This is a genomic window from Serratia sp. NA_13 (assembly GCF_052691735.1).
The window spans coordinates 257843-281262 of record NZ_JBQZFV010000003.1 but is presented as its reverse complement, the minus strand read 5'-3'; the positions used below and the strand labels follow the sequence as shown (position 1 = coordinate 281262).

The 23420-nt window shown below is 54.3% G+C and carries 18 protein-coding genes and 1 pseudogene; 7 read left to right on the top strand and 12 right to left on the bottom strand.

Features of this window, described 5'->3' with window-relative positions; translation table 11 throughout:
• Positions 1–604: 604 nt before the first annotated feature.
• From pqqU to efeU, 4 genes are all read right to left on the bottom strand, one after another.
• Positions 605–2752, bottom strand: coding sequence for a TonB-dependent receptor PqqU (gene pqqU, locus ACUTSU_RS08005; protein ID WP_445653990.1), 2148 nt, complete (start codon positions 2750–2752; stop codon positions 605–607).
• A 370-nt stretch (positions 2753–3122) separates the two neighbouring features.
• Positions 3123–4415, bottom strand: a complete 1293-nt coding sequence (gene efeB, locus ACUTSU_RS08000; RefSeq protein WP_445654018.1) for an iron uptake transporter deferrochelatase/peroxidase subunit — start codon at positions 4413–4415, stop codon at positions 3123–3125.
• Positions 4416–4426: 11 nt separating this feature from the next.
• Complete coding sequence (gene efeO, locus ACUTSU_RS07995; RefSeq protein WP_445653989.1) at positions 4427–5563, bottom strand: iron uptake system protein EfeO; 1137 nt, start codon at positions 5561–5563, stop codon at positions 4427–4429.
• Positions 5564–5581: 18 nt separating this feature from the next.
• Entirely contained in the window at positions 5582–6427 is an 846-nt protein-coding gene (gene efeU / locus ACUTSU_RS07990; protein ID WP_445653988.1) for an iron uptake transporter permease EfeU, read from the bottom strand.
• 202 nt (positions 6428–6629) lie between these two features.
• On the opposite strand from efeU, the gene ACUTSU_RS07985 reads away from it, so the two are divergent.
• Entirely contained in the window at positions 6630–6776 is a 147-nt protein-coding gene (locus ACUTSU_RS07985; RefSeq protein WP_445653987.1) for a hypothetical protein, read from the top strand.
• Between the two features lie 30 nt (positions 6777–6806).
• Here ACUTSU_RS07985 and putP read toward each other — a convergent pair whose 3' ends face one another.
• Positions 6807–8291 (bottom strand): sodium/proline symporter PutP, encoded by a 1485-nt coding sequence (gene putP, locus ACUTSU_RS07980; protein WP_445650541.1) that lies wholly within the window; start codon positions 8289–8291, stop codon positions 6807–6809.
• Positions 8292–8837: 546 nt separating this feature from the next.
• Between putP and putA the strand changes: the two genes are divergently transcribed.
• Both putA and ACUTSU_RS07970 read left to right on the top strand, forming a co-directional pair.
• Positions 8838–12809 carry a trifunctional transcriptional regulator/proline dehydrogenase/L-glutamate gamma-semialdehyde dehydrogenase gene (putA, locus tag ACUTSU_RS07975; protein ID WP_445650540.1) on the top strand — a complete coding sequence of 1324 codons (3972 nt, stop codon included), beginning with the start codon at positions 8838–8840 and terminating at the stop codon, positions 12807–12809.
• 275 nt (positions 12810–13084) lie between these two features.
• Positions 13085–13361 (top strand): annotated as a pseudogene (locus ACUTSU_RS07970) (type II toxin-antitoxin system HicB family antitoxin).
• Positions 13362–13393: 32 nt separating this feature from the next.
• Here the strand turns inward: ACUTSU_RS07970 and tcyN are convergent.
• From tcyN to ACUTSU_RS07935, 7 genes are all read right to left on the bottom strand, one after another.
• Positions 13394–14149 (bottom strand): L-cystine ABC transporter ATP-binding protein TcyN, encoded by a 756-nt coding sequence (gene tcyN / locus ACUTSU_RS07965; protein ID WP_445653986.1) that lies wholly within the window; start codon positions 14147–14149, stop codon positions 13394–13396.
• 3 nt (positions 14150–14152) lie between these two features.
• Entirely contained in the window at positions 14153–14815 is a 663-nt protein-coding gene (gene tcyL, locus ACUTSU_RS07960; RefSeq protein ID WP_445650538.1) for a cystine ABC transporter permease, read from the bottom strand.
• Positions 14815–15615, bottom strand: a complete 801-nt coding sequence (gene tcyJ, locus ACUTSU_RS07955; RefSeq protein ID WP_153859971.1) for a cystine ABC transporter substrate-binding protein — start codon at positions 15613–15615, stop codon at positions 14815–14817. Before tcyJ ends, tcyL begins: the two co-directional genes overlap by 1 nt.
• Before the next feature lie 114 nt (positions 15616–15729).
• Positions 15730–16722, bottom strand: coding sequence for a D-cysteine desulfhydrase (locus ACUTSU_RS07950; RefSeq protein ID WP_445650537.1), 993 nt, complete (start codon positions 16720–16722; stop codon positions 15730–15732).
• A 127-nt stretch (positions 16723–16849) separates the two neighbouring features.
• A complete protein-coding gene (gene fliZ / locus ACUTSU_RS07945) occupies positions 16850–17359 on the bottom strand; it encodes a flagella biosynthesis regulatory protein FliZ (RefSeq protein ID WP_445650536.1) in 510 nt (169 codons plus the stop codon).
• A 57-nt stretch (positions 17360–17416) separates the two neighbouring features.
• Complete coding sequence (locus ACUTSU_RS07940; protein WP_445650535.1) at positions 17417–18139, bottom strand: RNA polymerase sigma factor FliA; 723 nt, start codon at positions 18137–18139, stop codon at positions 17417–17419.
• Between the two features lie 183 nt (positions 18140–18322).
• Complete coding sequence (locus tag ACUTSU_RS07935; RefSeq protein WP_445650534.1) at positions 18323–19405, bottom strand: FliC/FljB family flagellin; 1083 nt, start codon at positions 19403–19405, stop codon at positions 18323–18325.
• 281 nt (positions 19406–19686) lie between these two features.
• Between ACUTSU_RS07935 and fliD the strand changes: the two genes are divergently transcribed.
• The 4 genes from fliD (at position 19687) to ACUTSU_RS07915 (ending at position 23104) form a co-directional block, all read left to right on the top strand.
• Entirely contained in the window at positions 19687–21084 is a 1398-nt protein-coding gene (fliD, locus tag ACUTSU_RS07930; protein WP_445650533.1) for a flagellar filament capping protein FliD, read from the top strand.
• 27 nt (positions 21085–21111) lie between these two features.
• On the top strand, positions 21112–21522 hold the full coding sequence (fliS, locus tag ACUTSU_RS07925) for a flagellar export chaperone FliS (protein ID WP_445650532.1): 411 nt from the start codon (positions 21112–21114) through the stop codon (positions 21520–21522).
• Complete coding sequence (gene fliT / locus ACUTSU_RS07920; protein ID WP_445650531.1) at positions 21522–21890, top strand: flagella biosynthesis regulatory protein FliT; 369 nt, start codon at positions 21522–21524, stop codon at positions 21888–21890. Before fliS ends, fliT begins: the two co-directional genes overlap by 1 nt.
• Before the next feature lie 347 nt (positions 21891–22237).
• Positions 22238–23104 carry a helix-turn-helix transcriptional regulator gene (locus ACUTSU_RS07915; RefSeq protein WP_445650530.1) on the top strand — a complete coding sequence of 289 codons (867 nt, stop codon included), beginning with the start codon at positions 22238–22240 and terminating at the stop codon, positions 23102–23104.
• Positions 23105–23420 lie beyond the last annotated feature (316 nt).

The window sequence follows — 23420 nt, the reverse complement described above, 5'->3', positions numbered from 1 at the left end:
TTCCTTTCGAGCCAACAACAGCCAATTGAAAAAGTGAATATACGGCGGGCGTGACGGCACGCCGATGTTTCACGGGATAACGCGATTGCGTAATTAAAACCTGAGTAAAAAGTGACAAGAATTTGGAGTGACAAGAGTGCGGAGTAGTCAGGAAAAGAGAGTCGGAGGCAATGCCCTCGTTACAACGAGAAATCAGGGAAGGTCTGTCATTTGTTCTTTCTAGCCCAACCAAGGACTTTACCATTAGCGATCCCCGCAGTGTTATTTACAGCTTCGAGCTGTGCACCTTGTGAAAACTACCGCCAGATGATTACAGTATAATGACATTCAACCCTGCCGCGTTACTAAAATGTAAAAAAATTTGATACTTTTTGTTTTCATGTAGCGCAATAACTCTATATTACGCCGATTACGTCATTCAATAAAATATTTAATATCCATAATATCAAATACTTACCATTAAATAGTATCGATGACATTTTGGTTTCCCGATTAAATTTCAACCCCCCCAGAATCTGTCAATCCCCCGAAATTTATAAATAAAAAAGGCGGGAATGCTCCCGCCCTGATGCTGAGTGATTATGTCGCCGGGCGATCCCTGCCGTTACTCAAAGGTATAAGAAACGCTCAATCCGCCGCCCCAGTTTCTACCCGGAGCCGGTTCGTAGTAACGGCCATTGCCTTCATTAACGATCACCGACCCCACATATTGTCGGTCAAACAGATTATCTACCCGACCGAAAACGTTAAGCATCCAATTGCCCAGCGGATAGCGATAGCCCGTATTCAAGCCGACGGTGGTATAAGCCGGAGCCTGCTCCGTGTTGGCATCGTTAACCGCGATATCGCTCATATAGCGCACCTCTGCACCGGCATACCAACCTTCCGGCGGTGACCAGGCTAGCGAAGCATAGCCCATATTACGTGCAATGCCCGGCATGCGGTTGCCGTTGGGTACCATATTGGCCGCCGAACACTGGCTGTCGCCGCACACATCATCGCGATAGCGTGCATCCAGCAGCGTCCAGGCCAGCTGTACCCGCCAGTCATAAGCGAATTGCTGATCCAGCGCCAACTCCAGGCCACGCCTGCGGGTTTGCCCAGCGTTTTTGTAGCTGGTGCGGCCGTTGCTGCTTTCATCCACCACGATTTCGTTGCGGGTGTCGGTCTGGAAAACGGCAGCGGTCAGCAGGCCATTGCCAATGCGGGTTTTACTGCCCAACTCCACCGTGTCGCTGGTTGAGGGATTTAGCCCGAAGTTCAGCCCGGCCTGATCGCCTGAACGGTAAGACAGTTCGTTAATGGTCGGCGTCTCAAACCCGCGACCGGCGGAAAGATACAGATTCCAGCCGCTCATCACCGCATAGTTGAGGGAACCGGCAGGCAGCCACTGATGGTAACTGGCGCTACCGCTGTCATCGCCATTGGCACCGGTGACGTAGTGATCGTTAGAGTCGAAATTGACGGTGCTGTAACGCATGCCGACATCCAGCGTCAGTTGTTGTGTCAACTGCCATGAGGTTTGCAGGTAAGGATCCACATTCCACATCAGGTTGCGTTCGTTGCGGCGCAACGCTCCCTCGGTACCCAGCTCGGTGACACCGTTGACTTGGGTAAAGTTTTCATACCCTTTGCGCTGCTCGGTCATGGTTTCATAATCCAGCCCGCCGGTCAGGGTGTATGGCACACCCAGCTCGCCACGGTGCGTCCAGCGGGTATCGATCCCCTGATAATGGCGCGTCAGGTCAATCACCCCGCCCGGATGCTGCGCGCTGCGCTGTTGCACCGCGACCGGGATCGACTGGTACTGGGTGGTTTCACGCTCACCGGCATACATCATGATGCTGAGATCGTCATCAACACCCATCTCGCGCTGGTAGTGCAACCCGGCCTGAGTTTGTGACGTGGTTTTGCGCGTATTGTACTGTTCGGCTCGCGGTGCCTGGCGCGGATTATCGTGCCATTCGGCGGAGGTCAGGCCGCCCGGATCATTGGCGTTGATATCAACACTGTTAAACAGCAGCGTGAGCGTACTGACATCGTCGATGCGAACACCCAGCTTGGCATTACCAAGATTTTTCCGCGCGCCACTGTGGTCACGGAACCCCTGAGTGGTGAAACGGGTACCGGAAATGGTGTAGTTAACATCACCGGCGTGGGTACCGTCACCAGTCGCCCCGGTGGCCTTGACGCCATAGCGCCAGGTACCGTAGCTACCGAAGTACGAACTGGCCTCAATGCGGGGCGGCTGTTGGCCGGTTTCGGTTTCCACATTCACCATGCCGCCGGAGGCATTCCCGTAGAGCGCGGAAAATGGGCCGCGCAACACTTCCACCTTCTCGACCGAGTTAAGGTCAATGTTCGAGGTCTGCCCCTGCCCATCGGGCATGGTGGCCGGAATGCCATCGACATAAATACGCACGCCGCGCACACCATACATTGAGCGCGCACCGAAACCCCGCACCGAGAGCTGCAAATCCTGCGCATAGTTTTGGCGGTTCTGAATTTGTAAACCGGGCACGCTGCCCAGATTTTCCGACAGGTTAATCTGCGGCCGTGCCTCACGGATTTGATCGCCCGTGACCACGCTGACGGCTGCCGGGGTTGAGAGTTCAGAAAGACCGCTGCGCTTGGCGGTGACCACCATGGTCTGTTCGCTATCCTTGTCCTGCGCAAAGCTGGCAGAAACAGGCAGTAGGGCTGGAATAAACAGCGCTGAAACTGCCAACCGGTTTTTATGAGTACTTTTCATCAGGAAAATGCCGTTAAAGGGATCGAAGGGTGTGAACCATTTGGAACATTATGGCCAGCATGTTAATGCTTTTAACAAAAAATGAAAATAGTTAGCCTAATTAAAGCCCGGCCCCGCAATTGCGCAAGGTCACTATTGATTTTAATTAGCTGTGGTTTGTCGTGGATGGCTGAAAATTCAGGCGGGGATCCCCCGCCTCAGACTGATGACAAACCTCATTCCTGCCCAGAGCGAATAGAGGCCGATAAATAAAAATCAGGAAAATCAATTTATTGATTTTCGGCTGCTCACCACCAAGCAGGAAAAACCACGCTTTTTCCTGCTTGGTCAGCAACCTAAGGCGGAGATCCCCCGCCTTTTTAGAAGTGGCTTAGGCTTTCAACAGACCGCTGCCCAGGTAATCATTGGCGTCTTTTACCCCCGGTAGCACAAAGAAATAGCCGCCGCCGATCGGTTTGACGTACTCTTCCAGCGCTTCACCGTTAAGGCGTTTTTGCACCGTCAGGAAGCCTTTCTCCAGATCGGCCTGATAACAAACAAACAGCAGCCCCATCTCCAGTTGGCCGGAATTGGACACACCAAGTGAATAGCTGTAACCACGGCGCAGCAACAAATTACTCTGGGTTTGCGGGGTGCGCGGGTTTGCCAGGCGGATATGCGCATCCATCGGGATCATCTTCCCCTCGGGATCTTGCGCGTAGTCCGGCTCGTCGTGCTCATGCTTCATGCCAAGTGGCGCACCGCTGTGCTTGTCGCGGCCAAAGATGGTTTGCTGTTCCTGCAACGGCGTACGGTCCCAGAACTCGACGTGGAAACGGATAATCCGCAGCGCCTGATAGCTGCCGCCTACCGCCCATGCCGGTTCACCGGCATTGTCTGCTGTCCACACCACCTGATCCATCAAGGGTTTATCGCTGGTTTTCGGGTTGGCGGTGCCGTCTTTAAAGCCCAGCAAGTTGATCGGCGTTTCTTTGCCTTTGCTACGCGCGGCGTGGGCAGAAATAAACCCTTCCCGCTTCCAGCGCACGCTGAGCAGATCCGGCGAATGCTTGATAATGTCGCGCAGCGCGTGGATTACCGTTTCATTGGTATTGGCGCAAATCTGCAACACCAAATCACCGTGGCACAGGCTGGCATCCAGCGAGTCGTTAGGGAAGCGCGTCATTTTCTGCAGCCGCAGAGGTTTTTGAGCCTGCAGCCCGAAACGTTCGTCAAACAGCGAGCTGCCGACCGAGACAGTAACCGTCAGGTTGTCCGGATAAATCTCCGGCCCCATGATACCCGAATCGAGCGGTGGCAGCTTGGGATCCACCTCCGGTGCCCTGCCACCCGTAGTCAGGAAAGCAATACGGGTGGTCAGCAGCCGGAACAAACGCTCCAAATCCTGCTTGTTACTCGCCAGCACGTCGAACGCCACCAGCATCATCGCGGCCTGCTGCGACGTGAGGATCCCGGCCTGATGCACGCCATAGAAGGGTTGCTTCTGCCAACGTTCATCCTGCGGTACTGCCAGCGGATCGGCGGTTTTATCAGCCGCCTGGGTCAGACGGCTGCCCCCCAGCGCCAGCACGCCTAGCCCCAACCCCTGCAACAAGCGACGGCGCGACGGTGACGCAGCACCCTGTGGATACGGCCCGTTTTCCGGGCCGATCTTGTTACTCATCATGCTTTGCCTCAATCCAGACCCAGAACGCCACGCAATTGTGACAAGTCTTCCGCCAGGGTAGTGATCGGCCCTTTCATGGCATTGCGATCGGCATCGGTCAGCTTCTCGTAAGACTCATAACCATCTTTGGTTTTGTACTTCGCCAAAATGGTATCAACGGTTTTAAAGTTGGCGTCGATCTTGTCCAGCAACGGTTTGTTGGCCTTGACCAACAATGGGCGCAGCAGGTTAACGATTTTCTGCGCACCGTCGACGTTAGCCTGGAAGTCCCACAGGTCGGTACGGCTGTAACGGTCTTCTTCACCGCTGATTTTGCTCGCCGCCACTTCTTCAATCAAACCGGCCGCCCCGCCCACCACTTTGCTTGGAGGGAAGGTCAAATCGGTGACGCGTTTTTGCAGCTCGAGGGTGTCGTTGTACAGTTGATCGGCGTATTTGCTCATGTCTTTGGTGGTGTTATCAGCAAACAGCGCTTTTTCCAGGCGGTGGAAACCGGTGAACTTCGGATCTTCCGCTTTCTTCTCGTAATCGTCTTCACGGGCGTCGATACTGCCGTCCAGGTCGGAGAACAGTTCGGCGATCGGTTCAATGCGCTCGTAGTGCTGGCGTGTCGGCGCATAGAGTTTACGCGCCTGTTCCACGTTGCCGGCTTTGATAGCGTCGGTGAACAGCTTGGTCTGCTTGACCAAACCTTCCACTTCTTTGGTCACGTAAACCTTGTATTCAGCTATCGGCCCGACCAAATCCATCGCATTCGGTTTGCCGTCGGTGGCGGCGCCTGCGGCAGCGGTCACGATCAGCTTGCCCTTCGGATTGCTGAGCAGTCCGCAGGTCATGTCGTATTCGCCCGCTTCCAGGTTGGCGGTCATCTTCTGGGTGAAGCCCGGCGCGATATTCTCACGCTCTTCCACCACCATCACCCCTTTGAGGATTTCCCATTCGACGTTTTTCTGGCTGGTGTTGTGCACCACAAACTGGGTTTTACCGGCCGCTACCGTCAACTGCATCGGCTCACACTGTTTGTCGTTAACGGTAATTTTCACCTGCGGCACGTCCGCCGCCTGAGCGTTGATGCTTAGCGCGAACGCCGGCAGAGCCAGTAATGCTGCATGCAACGCCTTGCGGCGGAATAATGGAGTAGACATACAAATTCCCTATTAAAATTAATGATTGATTTTACGTTGCGCCGAAACTGCTGCCAGTTCCGCTCGCTGCGGCAGGAAAAAGAAAATCAGTGTAGGGATTAGATACAGGAAATAGACCGCCACTTCGCTTACCGTTGGCGCTTCCTGATAACCGAAGATACCTTCGAGCAGGGTGCCAAACAGCGAATGGGTCGACAGATGGTTGCTGAAGTCGAACGCGATATCCTGGAAGTGATTCCACAACCCGGCTTCATGGAAAGCGCGGATCGCCCCTGCAGCCAGACCGGCGGCCACGAACAGGATAAACAGGCTGGTCCACTTGAAGAACTTGGCCAGGTGCAACTTTACACCGCCCCAGTAAATAGCCATGCCCAGCACGATGGCCGCCACCAGGCCGAGTACCGCACCGATAGGCGCCGCAATGCCAACGTCTTGCTGGAAGGCTGCCAGCAGGAAAAACACCGACTCCAGCCCTTCTCGGGCCACGGCAAAAAACACCATCGCCACCAGCGCCCAGCCCTGACCTTTACCGGAGTTAAGCGCGTTATCGATAGCGCCTTCCAGATGCACCTTGACCGATTTGGACACTTTGCGCATCCAGAACACCATATAGGTGAGGATCAGCACCGCCACCACAGCAACAATGCCTTCAAACAGCTCTTGCTGCTTTTGCGGGAATTCGCCGGTGGTTTCATTGATGAAAATACCGAGCGCCAGGCACAGGGCAGCGGCAACTATCACCCCTATCCATACCACGCCTAGCCATTGACCGCGCTGCGTGCGTTTGAGGTAACTGGCAATCAGGCTGACGATCAACGCCGCCTCCAGCCCCTCACGGAACATGATAAGGAAGGGAACAAACATAGTTAATAACCCCTAAAAAGGCATCTGCTGCGAAGCGTCCGCACGCCAGAAATGGCGGCAACGCTAATGTAAAGAAAAGTAAAACACAACGATAGTGATTATCATTCTGGCTGGGAGAAATACAAGAGCCGCAAGGGTGATTTTTTCTAATCAAATGTCGCCAGGTGTTTCAGGCAGATGACAGAAAACCACGGAATAGAAAATGACAAAGCAGGAAAAAGCGTGGTTTTTCCTGCTTTGTGGTGAGCAGCCGAAAATCAATAAATTGATTTTCCTGATTTTTATTTATCGGCCTCTACTCGCTCTGGGCAGGAATGAAGTTTGTCATCAGTCTGAAAGGGCGTATTAAGCGCCCTTTCAGACTCGCGGTGCGAGAGGATTAAACGGTTTTGAACTCGGCTTCTGCCTGATCAAAACGTTCAGTGATGGTTGCCGAAGGCTGACGGCCCATCAGGCTCACCACCACGATGGCGATACAAGCGAACAGGAAGCCTGGGATAATTTCATACAGATCCAACCAGGCAAACTGTTTCCAGACGATCACCGTTACCGCCCCCACCAACATACCGGCCAATGCACCGTTACGCGTCATGCGTGACCACATTACCGAGATCAACACCACCGGACCAAAGGCTGCCCCGAAGCCGGCCCAGGCGTAGCTCACCAGACCCAGTACGCGGTTTTCAGGGTTTGCCGCCAGCGCGATGGCAATCAGCGCCACCAGCAACACCATGAAGCGCCCGACCCACACCAGCTCACGCTGGCTGGCGCCCTTACGCAGGAAAGCTTTGTACAGGTCTTCGGTAATCGCGCTTGAACACACCAACAGTTGGCAACTCAGGGTACTCATTACCGCAGCCAAGATGGCCGACAGCAGAATGCCCGCAACCCAAGGGTTGAACAGGATCATCGCCAATTCGATAAACACGCGCTCACCGTTCTGCGATACATTACCCGCCAATTCCGGGTTGTTGGCGAAGTAGGCAATGCCGAAGAAACCAACGGCAATAGTGCCGGCCAGACACAGGATCATCCAGGCCATGCTGATGCGGCGTGCGCTGCGAATGGTGCGGTGAGAGTCCGCCGCCATAAAACGCGCCAGAATATGTGGCTGACCGAAATAACCCAGCCCCCAACCCAGCAGCGAGAGGATCGCTACAAAGTTCAGGCCTTTGAACATATCGATATTAGCCGGGTTCTTGGTCTCAATCACCATCATCGAGGTATCAATGCCGCCAACCGCGAAAATAACAATCACCGGCGTCAGGATCAGCGCGAAAATCATCAGGCTGGCCTGCACGGTATCGGTCCAACTCACTGCCAGGAACCCACCGATAAAGGTATAAAGGATAGTAGCAGCAGCACCGGCCCACAGCGCCGTTTCATAGCTCATGCCAAAGGTGCTTTCGAACAGACGCGCACCGGCGACGATGCCGGAAGCACAATAGATAGTGAAGAACACCAGAATGACAATGGCGGAGATCACCCGCAGCAGCTTGCTGTTGTCTTCAAAACGGCTGGTGAAATAATCCGGTAACGTCAGGGCGTTATTGTTGGCTTCGGTATGAACACGCAGCCGCCCCGCCACCAGTTTCCAGTTAAGGTAAGCGCCGATAGTCAGGCCTATCGCAATCCAGCTTTCGGAAATGCCGGACAGGAAGATAGCGCCCGGCAGGCCCATCAACAGCCAGCCGCTCATGTCTGATGCGCCGGCAGAAAGCGCGGTCACTACGCTACCCAGGCTACGACCGCCCAGAATGTAGTCGTCAAAGTTATTGGTTGCCCGATAGGCAAGTAAGCCGATTAACACCATCCCGAAGATATACACCAGGAAGGTCACCAGCATCGGTGTGCTCATTGTCATGAAATTCTCCACTCTCATTATTATTTCGCGCTGTATTGCGATAGCTACTGCTTGCCAATCCGCCGGAACGTGGCGAAATTGCGGGCTCCCGCAGGTGAAAATAGTTTCCCCCCGCAATTTTCTGACTGCTGGCTATCCTAGTTGACCTGTTGATTATCCAACAAGACATTTAACAACAAAGTTACACAAAGTTTACCCTGCGTCACATTTAACCACCTGCAAGGTTACACCCCGCATTCAAAAACAGAGTTGCACCTCATACTAACTCAACGTTACCCCTGATATTGCTGGGGTTAACGCGTGCGGACGGCCGATCCTCAACGCCCCCCCCCCACAGACAGAGCAAGAACCATGCCGATTATTGATGTTAAAAAATCGATGGAACTCACACTTCGTTCATCCGCCTGATTTAACACGGTTGCACAAAGTTGCAACATGCTGGATATTGTCAGCATTCATCACAGCACACAACGCACGAACCTATCCCAGCAGCCTATCTGGCCCGCCGATTGTATATAGGTTCTTAAACACAGGAGTTGGATTGGCATGGGCACTACCACCATGGGCGTAAAGCTCGACGAGGCAACTCGCGATCGCATCAAAAGCGCAGCACAGCGTATCGATCGCACGCCGCACTGGCTGATCAAGCAGGCCATTTTTAATTATCTCGAACGTCTCGAGAACGGTTCCGACATTCCTGAAATCCCGGCCATTGCCGCTGCTGGCCAGGCCGAAGCGGACGACATTATGCCGCAACTGCAGGAAGAGTCCCACCAGCCATTCCTTGAATTTGCTGAACAAATTCTGCCGCAGTCGGTCAACCGCGCGGCGATCACCGCAGCCTATCGCCGTCCTGAGACCGAAGCGGTGCCGATGTTGCTCGAACAGGCGCGATTACCAGCCGATCTTGCCAAAGCCACCCATAAGATGGCTTACGATATTGCCGAGAAGCTGCGTAACCAAAAGAGTGCAAACGGCCGCGCCGGTATGGTGCAAGGCCTGCTGCAGGAGTTCTCCCTTTCCTCACAGGAAGGCGTGGCACTGATGTGCCTGGCGGAAGCCCTGCTGCGTATTCCAGACAAACCAACCCGTGATGCGCTGATCCGCGATAAAATCAGCAACGGCAACTGGCATTCTCACCTTGGCCGTAGCCCGTCGCTGTTCGTTAACGCCGCCACCTGGGGCCTGCTATTTACCGGCAAACTGGTCGCGACCCATAACGAAGCCAACCTGTCACGCTCACTGAACCGTATTATCGGCAAGAGCGGTGAACCGCTGATCCGTAAAGGCGTGGACATGGCGATGCGCCTGATGGGCGAACAGTTCGTGACCGGCGAAACCATCGCCGAAGCGCTGGCCAACGCACGCAAGCTGGAAGACAAAGGCTTCCGCTACTCCTACGACATGCTGGGTGAAGCCGCACTGACCGAAGCCGACGCACAGGCCTACCTGGTGTCCTACCAGCAGGCGATTCACGCCATCGGCAAGGCTTCTAACGGCCGCGGTATCTATGAAGGACCGGGCATTTCGATCAAGCTTTCCGCCCTGCACCCGCGCTACAGCCGTGCGCAGTACGAACGCGTCATGGAAGAGCTTTACCCTCGCCTGCTGTCATTAACCTTGCAAGCGCGCCAATATGATATCGGCATCAATATCGACGCCGAAGAAGCCGACCGTCTGGAAATCTCACTCGACCTGCTGGAGAAGCTGTGCTTTGAACCACAGTTGGCCGGCTGGAACGGTATCGGCTTCGTGATCCAGGCCTATCAAAAGCGCTGCCCGTTCGCCATCGACGCCGTGATCGACATGGCGCAGCGCAGCCGTCGTCGCCTGATGATCCGTCTGGTGAAAGGTGCCTACTGGGACAGCGAGATCAAACGCGCCCAAATGGACGGGCTGGAAGGCTATCCGGTTTACACCCGCAAGGTTTACACCGACGTTTCCTACCTGGCCTGCGCCCGCAAACTGCTGGCGGTACCAAACCTGATTTATCCGCAGTTTGCTACCCATAACGCCCACACCCTGAGCGCGATTTACCACATGGCGGGCAACAACTACTACCCAGGCCAGTATGAGTTCCAGTGTCTGCACGGCATGGGTGAACCGCTGTATGAGCAGGTGGTGGGGAAAGTGGCCGAGGGTAAGCTGAACCGCCCTTGCCGCATCTATGCTCCAGTCGGTACCCATGAAACGCTGCTGGCATACCTGGTGCGTCGCCTGCTGGAAAACGGCGCCAACACTTCATTCGTTAACCGCATCGCCGACGCGACTCTGCCGCTCGAGGAACTGGTTGCCGATCCGGTCAGCGCAGTTGAAGCCATGGCTGCCACCGAAGGGCAAATTGGCCTGCCGCACCCACGCATCCCGCTGCCGCGTGAGCTGTATGGCGAGAAACGAACCAACTCCAGCGGCCTGGACCTGTCCAACGAACAGCGTTTGGCATCACTGTCCAGCGCATTGCTGACCAGCGCCACACAGCCATGGCGCGCCGAACCGATTATCGATGCCGAACTGGATCAGGGCGTGGAACAGCCGGTAATTAACCCTGCCGAACCGGGCGATATCGTCGGTTACGTGCGTGAAGCCACCGAAGGTGAAGTCAGCCGGGCGCTCGACGCCGCTGCCGCTGCCGGTCCAATCTGGTTTGCCACTCCGCCGTCCGAGCGCGCCGCCATTCTTGAGCGCGCCGCCGAATTGATGGAAGGCCAACTGCAAAGCCTGCTGGGGATCCTGGTACGCGAAGCGGGTAAAACCTTTAACAACGCCATTGCCGAAGTGCGTGAAGCGGTCGATTTTCTGCATTACTACGCCGGTCAGGTACGCGATGACTTCGCCAATGACAGCCACCGCCCACTGGGCCCGGTGGTTTGTATCAGCCCGTGGAACTTCCCGCTGGCGATCTTTACCGGCCAGATTGCCGCTGCGCTGGCAGCAGGCAACAGCGTGCTGGCCAAACCGGCCGAGCAAACCCCGCTGATCGCCACACAGGCGGTGCGTATTCTGCTGGAAGCCGGCATCCCGCAAGGCGTGCTGCAACTGCTGCCGGGCCAGGGTGAAAGCGTCGGCTCAGTGCTGGTCAATGATGCCCGCGTGCGTGGCGTGATGTTTACCGGCTCTACCGACGTTGCCGGTATTCTGCAACGCAATATCGCCGGTCGTCTGGATCCGCAGGGTCGCCCAACGCCGCTGATCGCCGAAACCGGCGGACTGAACGCGATGATCGTCGACTCTTCCGCCCTGACCGAACAGGTGGTGACTGACGTGGTCGCCTCCGCCTTCGACAGTGCTGGCCAGCGTTGTTCTGCCCTGCGTATCCTGTGCATTCAGGAAGACGTGGCGGACCATACGCTGCAAATGCTGCGCGGCGCGATGGCCGAGTGCCGCATGGGTAACCCGGAGCGCCTGTCTACCGATATTGGCCCGGTGATCGACGCCGATGCCAAAACCGGTATCGAACGCCATATTCAGGCAATGCGCGCCAAGGGCCGCAAGGTCTATCAGGCGGCGAAAGGTAATGCGCAGGATGAAAAAGAGTGGTCACGCGGCACCTTTATCAAGCCAACGCTGATCGAGCTGGACAGCTTCGACGAGCTGCAAAAAGAGATCTTCGGCCCGGTACTGCATGTGGTGCGCTTCCAGCGCTCCAATATGGAAGCGCTGGTCGATCAGATCAACGCCGCCGGTTATGGCCTGACGCTGGGTATCCACACTCGTATCGACGAGACCATCGCCCGCGTCACCGAACGCGCCAAGGTCGGTAACCTGTACGTTAACCGCAACATGGTCGGTGCCGTGGTCGGCGTGCAGCCGTTTGGTGGCGAAGGCCTGTCCGGCACCGGCCCGAAAGCCGGTGGCCCACTGTACCTGTACCGCTTACTGGCCAACCGTCCGGATGACGCAGTGTTGCGTACTCTGAACCGTCAGGACGGCGAGCGCCCGCTGGAAGCTACTGCACGCCCACAACTGCTCAAAGCCCATCAGGCTCTGGAGCAATGGGCCGTTGCCGAAAAACAATCTGAGTTAGTGACGCTGGCACAACGCTACGCCGAACTGGGCCAGGGCGGCACCCTGCGCCCTCTGCCAGGCCCAACCGGTGAGCGCAATACCTATGCCCTGCTGCCGCGTGAGCGAGTACTGTGCCTGGCCGATAACGAAGCCGATGCTCTGGCGCAACTGGCTGCAGTACTGGCGGTTGGCAGCAGCGTGCTGTGGCCGGAAGTCGAGCTGCAACGCGCCTTATATCGCCGCCTGCCGGCTGTGGTTCAGGCCAGCATCAGTTTCAGCAAGGACTGGCAGCAGGACAAGGTGGAGTTTGACGCTGCCATTTACCACGGCGACGCCGATCAGTTGCGTAGCCTGTGCGAGCAAATTGCCCAGCGCAGTGGCGCGATCGTTTCGGTGCAGGGCTTTGCCCACGGCGAGACCAATATCCTGTTGGAACGTCTGCTGATCGAACGCTCGCTGAGCGTCAACACCGCCGCCGCCGGCGGTAACGCCAGCCTGATGACCATTGGTTAACCTCTGACAGCGGGTTACCGAAAAAGGTAACCCGCCATGTGAGGCTTCACACAAACCCTGCACAAGTGCAGGGTTTCCGACTGATGACAAACCTCATTCCTGCCTAGTGCGAGTAGAGGCCGATAAACAAAAATCAGGAAAATCAATTTATTGATTTTCGGCTGCTCACCACAAAGCAGGAAAAACCACGCTTTTTCCTGCTTTGTCAGCACCCTAAAACCCTGCACAAGTGCAGGTTTTTTTTTGACTCGTGCCAAGCGTTAGCAGAAGAAACTATGTTCTACCCCTCTTAATACACTCAGATCCAGATGGCAGCGCCAGCGACTTCTTTCCCGACGTACCGGGCTGCTATTTACCCTGGTCGGCGGACAATGGCTGCTGGTTGATATCAATATGGATAAATTTGATGGACGGGCTGAACGCATTAATATCACGCTGCCGCACCGCCTGTTGAATCGCATTGATTCTCTGGTTCAACAGCATCCGGCTTACAGTAGCCGCAGTGCCTTTCTCGCCACGGCTGCACGCAATGAGTTATTAAAAGCCATTTAGTGACCGGATCAGGGGGCCAGGCCCCCTGGCGGTTACGACTGATTCAGGAATTTATCGAGGAATTGTTGGGTGCGCTGGTGTTGCGGATTAGCGAACAGCGCTTTCGCCGGGCCCTGCTCGACGATACGGCCGTGGTCCATAAAAATGGCGCGGTCGGCCACATCACGGGCAAAGCTCATTTCGTGCGTCACGATCACCATGGTGCGCTTTTCTTCCGCCAGCGAACGGATGGTATTGAGCACCTCGCCTACCAGTTCCGGATCCAGCGCAGAAGTGGGCTCATCAAACAGGATCACTTCCGGTTGCATCGCCAGCGCGCGGGCAATCGCTACCCGTTGCTGTTGGCCGCCGGAAAGGCGACGTGGATAGGCGGACTCTTTACCGTTCAAACCCACTTTAGCCAACAATGCCTGCGCCCGCTGTTCAGCACTGACTTTTGACTCACCTTTTACGATAACCGGGCCTTCAATAATGTTCTCCAGTACCGAACGGTGTGGGAACAGATTGAAGCTCTGGAACACGAACCCGACTTGCTGGCGTAACGCCCGCACCAAATTTTTCTGTTTGCTCAGCGATTTGGCGCTGTCGATCTGAATATCACCGACGCGAATGGTACCTGAATCCGGCACTTCCAGCAGGTTGATGCAGCGCAGCAAGGTGGTTTTACCCGAACCGCTGGGCCCGATAATCGCCACCACTTCGCCCGCCCTAACCTCCAGATCAATCCCATGCAGCACCGTTTGACCTTTGAACTGCTTGATCAGCTGTTTTACTTCGATGGCACTCATGCGTTACTCCTGATCCTGGCGGTTGACGTGGGCTTCCAGACGATTTTGCAGCGCAGAAAGCAGAGTCGCCATCACCCAGTAAATCAGCGAGGCCGCCAGATACATGGTGAACACTTCCAGGGTGCGCGAGGTAATCAACTGTGCCTGACGGAATAGTTCCGGTACCTGAATGGTCGCCGCCAGCGAGGTGTCTTTCACCAGGCCGATAAAGCTGTTACCCAACGGAGGCAATGCGGTACGCGCCGCCTGCGGCAAGATAACCCGGCGCAGCGTTTGCCAACGGGTCATACCGATGCTGGCTGCGGCTTCCCACTGCCCTTTTTCGATCGACGAAATCGCCGCACGCAGGGTTTCGGAGGTATAAGCCGCGGTATTGAGCGACAGGCCAATCAGCGCCGCCGGGAAGGGATCAAACTCGATACCGAACTGCGGCAGGCCGTAGTAAATCATGAACAGCTGGGCAATCAACGGCGTGCCACGGAACAGCGACACGTAGAAACGCGACAGCCATGACAGCGGCCATAACGACGAAAGGCGCATCAGCGCCAGCAGAAAACCGAGCAATAAACCGAGCGCCATGCCCCCCAGACTGAGCTGGAGAGTGAGTAGCGCGCCCCTCAATAAAAATGGCGCTGAATCCAGCGCCAGTTGAATACTTTCGTGCATTATTTAGTTACGTCCGCGCCAAACCATTTGTCAGAGATCTTCGCCAGCGTGCCGTCTTTTTGCATGTCGGCAATCGCCTGATTAATCGCGGCCAGCAGTTCCGGGTTGTTTTTACGTACCGCAACGCCAGACTCCTGGCGAGAGAACGCCGGGCCTGCTACCGCCAGCGTATCGCCGGTTTTTTTCACCAGATCCAGTGCGGCCAAACGGTCAACCAGAATGGCATTGATACGACCTACGCGCAGATCCTGGTATTTGGTCGGGTCATCATCATAGGTGCGCACGTCCACGCCCTGCACATTGTCACGCAACCACTGTTCATAGTTGGTGCCCAGGCCGACACCAACCTTCTTGCCTTTCAGATCGTCCGGCTTGGTGATGGTGCCTTCATTGCCCTTCTTCACCAGCGCCTGAATACCGGAGACGGTATAAGGCGTGGAGAAATCATATTTCTTCTGGCGCTCTGGCGAAATGGTCACCTGGTTGATCACCACATCGATACGCTTTGAATCCAGCGAGGCCAGCATGCCATCCCACTTGGTCGGGTTCAGCTTGGCTTTTACGCCAAGATGCTGCGCCAACGCATTGGCGAAATCCACTTCAAAGCCGGTCAGTTTGCCGTCTTCCCCCTGGAAGCTGAACGGCGGGTAAGTGCCCTCCAGCCCTACGACCAGGGTCCCGTGATGTTTCACCTGCTCCAGCAGGTTATCGGCGGCATAGGTTTGCGTGCTCAAACCGGCGGTCAGCGCCACGCCCATCACACCCAGCAGCAATTGACGACGAACTTTAGAAAACATCATAAACACCCCATCTGTTGTTTATCTTTTGTGATATCAGCACTTTAACAGCCACAACATCTGAACATAGGAATATAACATTATAAATATAGTTCAAAATGGAATAACCAAGCGCACTCACACCTGTGGATGGTAGGCAAATAACGCCGGAGCACCACCGGTGTGGATGAACAGAATCGGGCCGTCATCACGGAAACGCTGCTGGACTACGCCGTCTATCAGTCCAGCCATTGCCTTGCCGCTATACACCGGATCCAGTAACACCCCTTCCTGCTGTGCCAGCAACTGTATCGCCGCCAGCCCTTCTTCATTTGGCATGCCGTACTGCGGTGCGAAGTAATCATCCCACAGTGTGATGGGGGCCAGTTCGTCGATATCCAAACTGCTGGCCAGCGCTTTTTGGATCAGTTCCACCTTGGGCAATTGGTCGATGACTTTGCGTGAAACGGTCACACCGACAAGTTCAGTCTCCGGCAGCAATTGCTGCAGACCAACCGCCAACCCGGCATGGGTACCGGCACTGCCCGACGCCACCACTACCGAGCTGAAAGCGACCTTACTGCGCCGACTCTGCTCGGCAATTTCCAGCGCACACTGTACGTAACCCAATGCACCCAGCGCATTAGAGCCACCTACCGGCACCACATAAGGTCGAAAGCCTTGTGCTTCGAGGCGCGTAGCCAGATCGGCCAACTGCTGCTGCGGATCGTGCAGCGCTTCGCACATTTCCACCTGCGCGTTGAACAGCCCGAGCAATAAGCGGTTGCCGTTGGTCAGATAATTTTCTTCCTGGGTGTCAATCGGATTTTCCAGCAACGCCACGCAGTGCAGGCCCAACTTGGCCGCCACCGCCGCCGTTTGGCGCACATGGTTGGATTGAATAGCACCGGCGGTAACCAGCGTATCGGCTCCCTGACGCAGCGCATCGGCGGCAAAAAACTCAAGCTTTCTCAGTTTGTTACCACCCATCGCCATCGGCGTGACATCATCACGTTTGATGTAAATTTCACGGCCAAGGTAGTCTGAGAGGCGAGACAGCTTTTCGAGCGGTGTGGCAGAGCCGACTAAATCGAGACGCGGGAACTGCGCCAATTTTTGTTGCAGATTCACAACTTCCCCCGGGGAATAAGGTATCAATAGCCAAAGGATAGATTTAGCAGATGTGAACTTAATAATCACTCTTTATTAGTGATGGGAGAGCGGTGGAAACCCCGGCCGCCGTGCCGGGGAGGCAAGATCAGTAGCTTTTCTGCCAGGCAAGATATTGGTCGTATTTACGCAGGGCAATGCGGTAATTGTTGTGTGCCGCAGAAGGCAAGTCTTCAATGATACGTTGATGGTTAGCGTTGCTGGCAAACTTGTCGGCCGGGTAGTTGCGTTCCACCAGCATTTCGTCCAGTCGACGCAGGCGCACCACGTACTCGCGAATGGTACTGTGGCTCATTTCAGTCTGTTCAAACAGATACTGCTTGAAGGCCATGATGTCGAAATAGCTCGGATGGCTGTTGCAGGAAATTTCACTGCAGAAACGGCACAGTGCGGTCAGCTCATTTTGCACGTTCAACCAGACGTGATCGTCAATCGGCTGATCCATCCGCGCAATGGCGTCTTTATTGATGATCTTGCCACGAAACACCAACGCCATGCGATCCAACAATTTGCCGCACTGGGAGCAATGAGTCTGGCTGTGTTTGTAATCTTTTAAATAACGGCTCAGTGGCCGTTTTTTCAACAATATTGCTGGCATTAGGCAGTCCGGTTTTCGCAAGGGTGGCAAGGTTGAAGGTTCAGAGTTGAATGCATGTCAGTTCTCGCTCGCCAAACGGGCGCGCAGGCGCTTGATCGCCTGACTGTGCAGTTGACTGACACGCGACTCCCCCACGTCCAGCACGGCACCGATCTCCTTCAGGTTCAACTCTTCCTGGTAATACAGCGTCAGCACCATTTTCTCGCGTTCCGGCAACGCCTCGATGGCGTCGATCACCCGTTGGCGCAGATTACCCTCCAGCAGATGATGTAACGGATTGGCCTCTTCGTGCCCTTCCAGCAGCGGTTCCGCGCTTTCACCATGCTCTTCCCGCCATTCGTCGTAGGAGAAAAGTTGGCTGTTATTGGTGTCCAACAGAATTTGACGGTACTCATCCAGTGACAGGTTCAGCGCCTGTGCAACTTCCACTTCGCTGGCCGGGCGGCCGAGTTGCTGTTCCAATTGCCGCATGACCTGCGCCACTTCACGCGCGTGGCGACGCACACTGCGCGGCACCCAGTCGCGGCTGCGCAGCTCATCAAGCATGGCACCACGGATACGTTGTACCGCGTAGGTAGTAAAGGCTGTGCCCTGCATGGCGTCATAACGCTCAACGGCGTTCAACAGGCCGATTCCTCCGGCCTGTAGCAGATCGTCGAGCTCCACACTGGCGGGCAGCCTGACCTGCAGGCGCAACGCCTCGTGGCGCACTAATGGAACGTAGCGTAGCCAGAGAGAATTTTTGTCCATCACGCCTTCGGCGGTATACAAATCGCTCACTATGTCTAAAACCTGCGGATAAGAGAGTCAGAGCTATTATCCGTAGGGGGCAAAATGCCAATCGACTGAACAGTCGTACAAAACAGGCCTTATTTGCGCCATGCACTCTCCCGGCGGAAAGCGGCCATAAAAAAACCCCGCCGAGGCGGGGTTTTTTGCGACAGGTTAATCGAGGAGAGTCGATTAACGCAGCAGGGACAACACGTTCTGAGTAGACTGGTTAGCCTGTGCCAGAACAGAGGTGCCAGCCTGTTGCAGGATGTTGGCACGGCTCATGTTGGACACTTCGGTCGCGTAGTCAGCATCCTGAATACGAGACTGGGAAGCAGACAGGTTGTTCACAGTGCTGTTCAGGTTGTTGATAACAGAATCGAAACGGTTCTGTACCGCACCCAGAGAAGAACGCAGACCGTCAACCTGAGACAGTGCTTTGTCCAGGGTAGCCAATGGATCTTCGATATCTTTTTTCTCAATTGCAGCACCTGCTGTCACTGCACCATCATCAGCAATAGTAGCTTCGCTGACGGTTTTTTCACCAGTGGTTGCATCAACTTTCTGGATATAGTAACCGGCTTTACCATCTTTATCAGTACCCGTTACCAGCGTCTCACCGGCGCCCATTTTACTTTTATCGAAAACGATGTCTTTACCATCATTAGCACCAGCGGCTGATTCGGCAGTTTTACCAATTACTGCACCGTTAGCGACTGCACCACCAAGACGAACACCCGTTCTTTTGCTTACGTCGAAATCATCTAAGTTCAGGGTACTAGAGTTAATTTGGCTCAGATTAATATCAATCGTTTCACCATCGTTAGCACCTACCTGGATGGTCAGGTTCTGATCTTTACTCAACACCTTCACGCCGTTGAAGTCAGTTTGGTCAGAAATACGGTTAATTTCAGACAGGCGCTGGGTGATTTCGTCCTGGATAGATTTCAGATCACTTTCTGAGTTAGAACCGTTCTGAGACTGTACGGTCAGACGACGGACGTTCTGCAGGTTGTCGTTCACTTCGTTCAGTGCGCCTTCAGTGGTCTGCGCCAGAGAGATACCGTCGTTGGCGTTACGGGAAGCCTGAGTCAGGCCTTTGATGTTAGCGGTGAAACGGTTAGAGATTGCCTGACCCGCGGCGTCATCCTTGGCGCTGTTGATACGCAGGCCAGAAGACAGACGCTCAATCGCAGTACCCAGAGAAGACTGTGATTTGTTCAGGTTGTTCTGCGCCATCAGAGACAGGCTGTTGGTGTTAATTACTTGTGCCATTGTATGCTTTCCTTACGAATCAGTTGCGAGCTTCGCAATGTGGTTAAAAGGTTCGGGCTACTTTGCCCACGGCGTCAACCACCGTCCCATCAGGTATCGGCCCTCCCCCTGCAACCTTTAGAAATTTTTTGTTTTTTTTTCGCCTGGCGGCAATGGCAGAAATAACGGGCTTTTTCCTTCTTCTATTGCGTCATCAGTTTTTTATTTTTTCGGTAAACTTTTTCTCCACTGCGCCGATAAACGCATAAAGCGAATAAAGTCATAATCAAGGAGAATTACCAATGGCATCGATCAGCTCATTAGGCATCGGCTCAGGACTCGACCTCAACGGCTTGCTGGACAAACTGACCAAAGCGGAACAGCAGCGGCTGACCCCTTATACCACCCAGCAGACCAGCTATAACGCCCAACTGACGGCTTACGGTACCCTGAAGGGGTCGTTGGAAAAATTCGATAACTTGAGTAAAGAGCTGGCAAAACCGGCGTTTTTCAACAACACCACCACCAGCAAGCACGACCAGTTCACCATCACCACTACCGACAAGGCCGTGGCGGGTAACTACATTGTTAAAGTGAATGCGCTGGCTCAGCCGCAAACGCTGACCACCCAAACTCCGATTGCCAATCAGACCGCACAGTTGGGCACTCCCGGCAGCAGTGACCGCTCAATCACTATCACCGCCGGTAATCCGCAAAAAGACGTGAAGATCCCACTGAGCGATGAACAAACTTCGCTGGTGGAAATGCGTGATGCGATTAACAACGCCAAGGCCGGCGTCAACGCCACCATCATGCGCGTAGGGGATGACGACTACCAGTTAGCACTCAGCTCCAGCACCACCGGGGAGAAAAGTACCATCTCGGTGCAGGTCAATAATGACGATAAGTTGGGGGCTATCCTCAACTACGACAACACAACCAAAAGCGGTTCGATGAAGCAAACCGTGGCCGGCCAGGATGCCCAGATCGAGGTCAACGGCACGCCGATCAAACGCAGCACCAACTCTATTGTTGATGCGTTGCAGGGCGTGACTATTGACCTGAAAGCCGTCACCAAAGCCGACACACCACAAAACCTGGTGATCAGCACCGATAAAGCCGGTACTGCCGATAAGATCAAAGAGTGGGTAGATAACTATAACTCGCTGCTGGACACCTTTAACTCGCTAAGCAAATTTACCCCGGTCAAAAGCGGTGAAGCGCAGAATGCCAAAAACGGCGCACTGTTGGGGGATAACACCCTGCGTGGCATTCAGTCGTCGATTAAAAGCGCGCTCAGCGCCGCACAGGACAACCCGGAATTGAAGGGACTGGGCAACCTGGGCATCTCGACTAACACCAAAACCGGAAAACTGGAAATCGACAGCACCAAGTTGAACAAAGCCATCGATGAAAAACCGGCACAGGTTGCTAACTTCTTCGCCGGCAACGGTAAGGATACCGGTATGGCGACCGAGATCCATAACGAGATCCAGAACTATATCAAGGCCGGCGGCATCATCGAGAACTCGACCAAAAGCATCAATACCAACCTCGACCGCCTGAATAGCCAGATCACCACCGTGACCGCCAGTATTCAAAACACCATAGATCGCTATAAACAACAATTCGTTCAACTGGATACCATGATGTCCAAGTTGAGCAGTACAGGTAATTATTTAACCCAACAGTTCAAATAAGAACTTTTTAACCAGGTAATAAATCACATGTATAACCGAAGCGGAACTCAAGCCTACGCCCAGGTCAGTCTGGAAAGCGGCGTAATGAGCGCCAGCCCGCATCAGTTAATCGTGATGCTTTTCGACGGGGCGCTTAGCGCCCTGTTACGCGCACGCATTCTGATGAAACAGGGCGATATCGCTGGCAAGGGACTGGCGCTGTCAAAGGCCATCAACATTATCGATAACGGCCTGAAAAGTGGTCTCGACCACCAACAGGGCGGCGAAATGGCCGATAATCTGGCGGCGCTATATGACTATATGAAGAGGCGTCTGATGCAGGCCAATCTGCATAATGACGAGGCGGCGATCACCGAAGTGGTCAAGCTGCTGGAAAATATTGCCGACGCCTGGCGCCAGATTGGCCCCAATTACCACCCTTCTCAGGACGCCGTATAATGGAACGTCAACAGCAATTGCTCGCCGCGTATCAAAAAATATACAACCTGAGCAGCCAGATGATCGCCCTGGCGCAAACTGAAAAATGGGAAGAGTTGATCGAACTGGAACTGGCCTATGTAACTGCAGTGGAAAGCACTGCCGCCTTTACCGGTCAGGTCGGGCCGTCAATGGCATTACAGGAGTTGCTGCGCAATAAATTGCAGCAGATCCTGGACAACGAAACCGAGCTTAAACGCCTGCTGCAACAACGCATGGACCAATTAAAAGAATTGATTGGCCAGTCAACGCGTCAGAACGTGGTCAACAGCACCTATGGTCAGTTTCACGACCGCGCACTGCTGTTAGGAGAGCCGCAAATCAGATGAACTCATAACAATAAAGGAAAATGCAGAATAAATAGCACTATGCACTATTATTCTCCGGTTAAGTCAGGATATTAATCCATGGCATTTGAATTATATACACCTGTAATATTTTTCACCCCGGCCTGGTAGGGCACGAATGTATTCGCCCGGTTAGCACGAGCGCGGCATGTAATGCCCCTACGAGACGGATAAACATTAGGCCGACACGGACGTTTTCTGTTCATCAGGAAATTGATTTTTGATAGATAAAACACGTCGTTGTGCTTCACAACGCATGGAAAAATGTTGCTCCAACGCCGATCAAAGCGTAAAGATATTCTCAGATACTGGCTGCGAAATGAATATCGATGGAACGTACAATTAATCTTTGCCCTGGAATTGGTGCTTCGGCGCATATCATTCAACATACTGAATTATTATTCCCTTCAGTCTATTTTGAACAACCCCATCTGTATTTGGTACAGCAAGGCCACAAACGCGTACGTTGGCAACAGCGTGAATTGGTGGCTCATAGCGGGGAATTGTTGATTATCGACGGAGGGCAAACCGTAGATATTGTTAATGAGCCCTCAGAGAAAGGGGTGTTCAGCTGTCAGTTGTTGATCTGCGATCCATTGCTGCTCGCCGCACCACCGGCCCAGGTTGAAACCCAGCCCACTGCTGTATTTGACGCGGTGTTGGCATTACGTAATCTACCCTGCGCGCTAATACACAGTTTTGAAGCCACCAGCCTGGCGCTGGCACTGAGACATCGTTTCCCTGCGGTCATCATCCGCCACAAAATGCTGGAAATTCTGCTGTGGCTGAAGCAATTCAATATCAGCTTCATTCATAACGAGGCCAGAAATTTAACCCAGCAGGTGCGCCGCTGTCTGGCAACCGATCCACATAATATCTGGACGGCGGCCGAGGTAGCGAACACCCTGTCGATGAGTGAAGTGATGCTTCGCCGAAAGCTGTCGGCAGAAAATAATTCGTTACGGAGTCTGATGATCGACGTACGCATGAGCAGCGCACTGGCATTGCTGCAATCCACCGATTGGCCCATCTCCGCCATCGCCCAACACGTCGGTTATGAAAGTTCCTCACGCTTTGCAGAACGTTTTCGCAAACGGTTTGGCTTTGCCCCCACCGCCATTCGCGGCCACCAGCGGGCAATGGAGGCCGGCGCAATTCGCCCCGATCATTTCAGCATGATGGAAGCACGGGAATGACAGCCACGGGCATAAGTTAAATCATTGAACAACGGGAGCGTCGTTTATGCAGTGCGGGTTAGCGGAAAACAGCCAGGTGGGATAGCATTGGCAAGGCCACAAAAGTGGCCCGGGTTTTTTTAGCTTTGCTTAATTAAAACGATTATTAATACGACCAAAACGGCCAGAATTAAAATACTCAACAGCCGCCATCTTTGTTCACTTTTGCTGCTCATTATCTTTCCCGGTAATCAAAACTGCCTTAATCCGGAAATTATAACGCCGTGACAAGCACCGCAATGTGAGTTAAACCGGGGTTTCTGCCCTGTTACTCCAG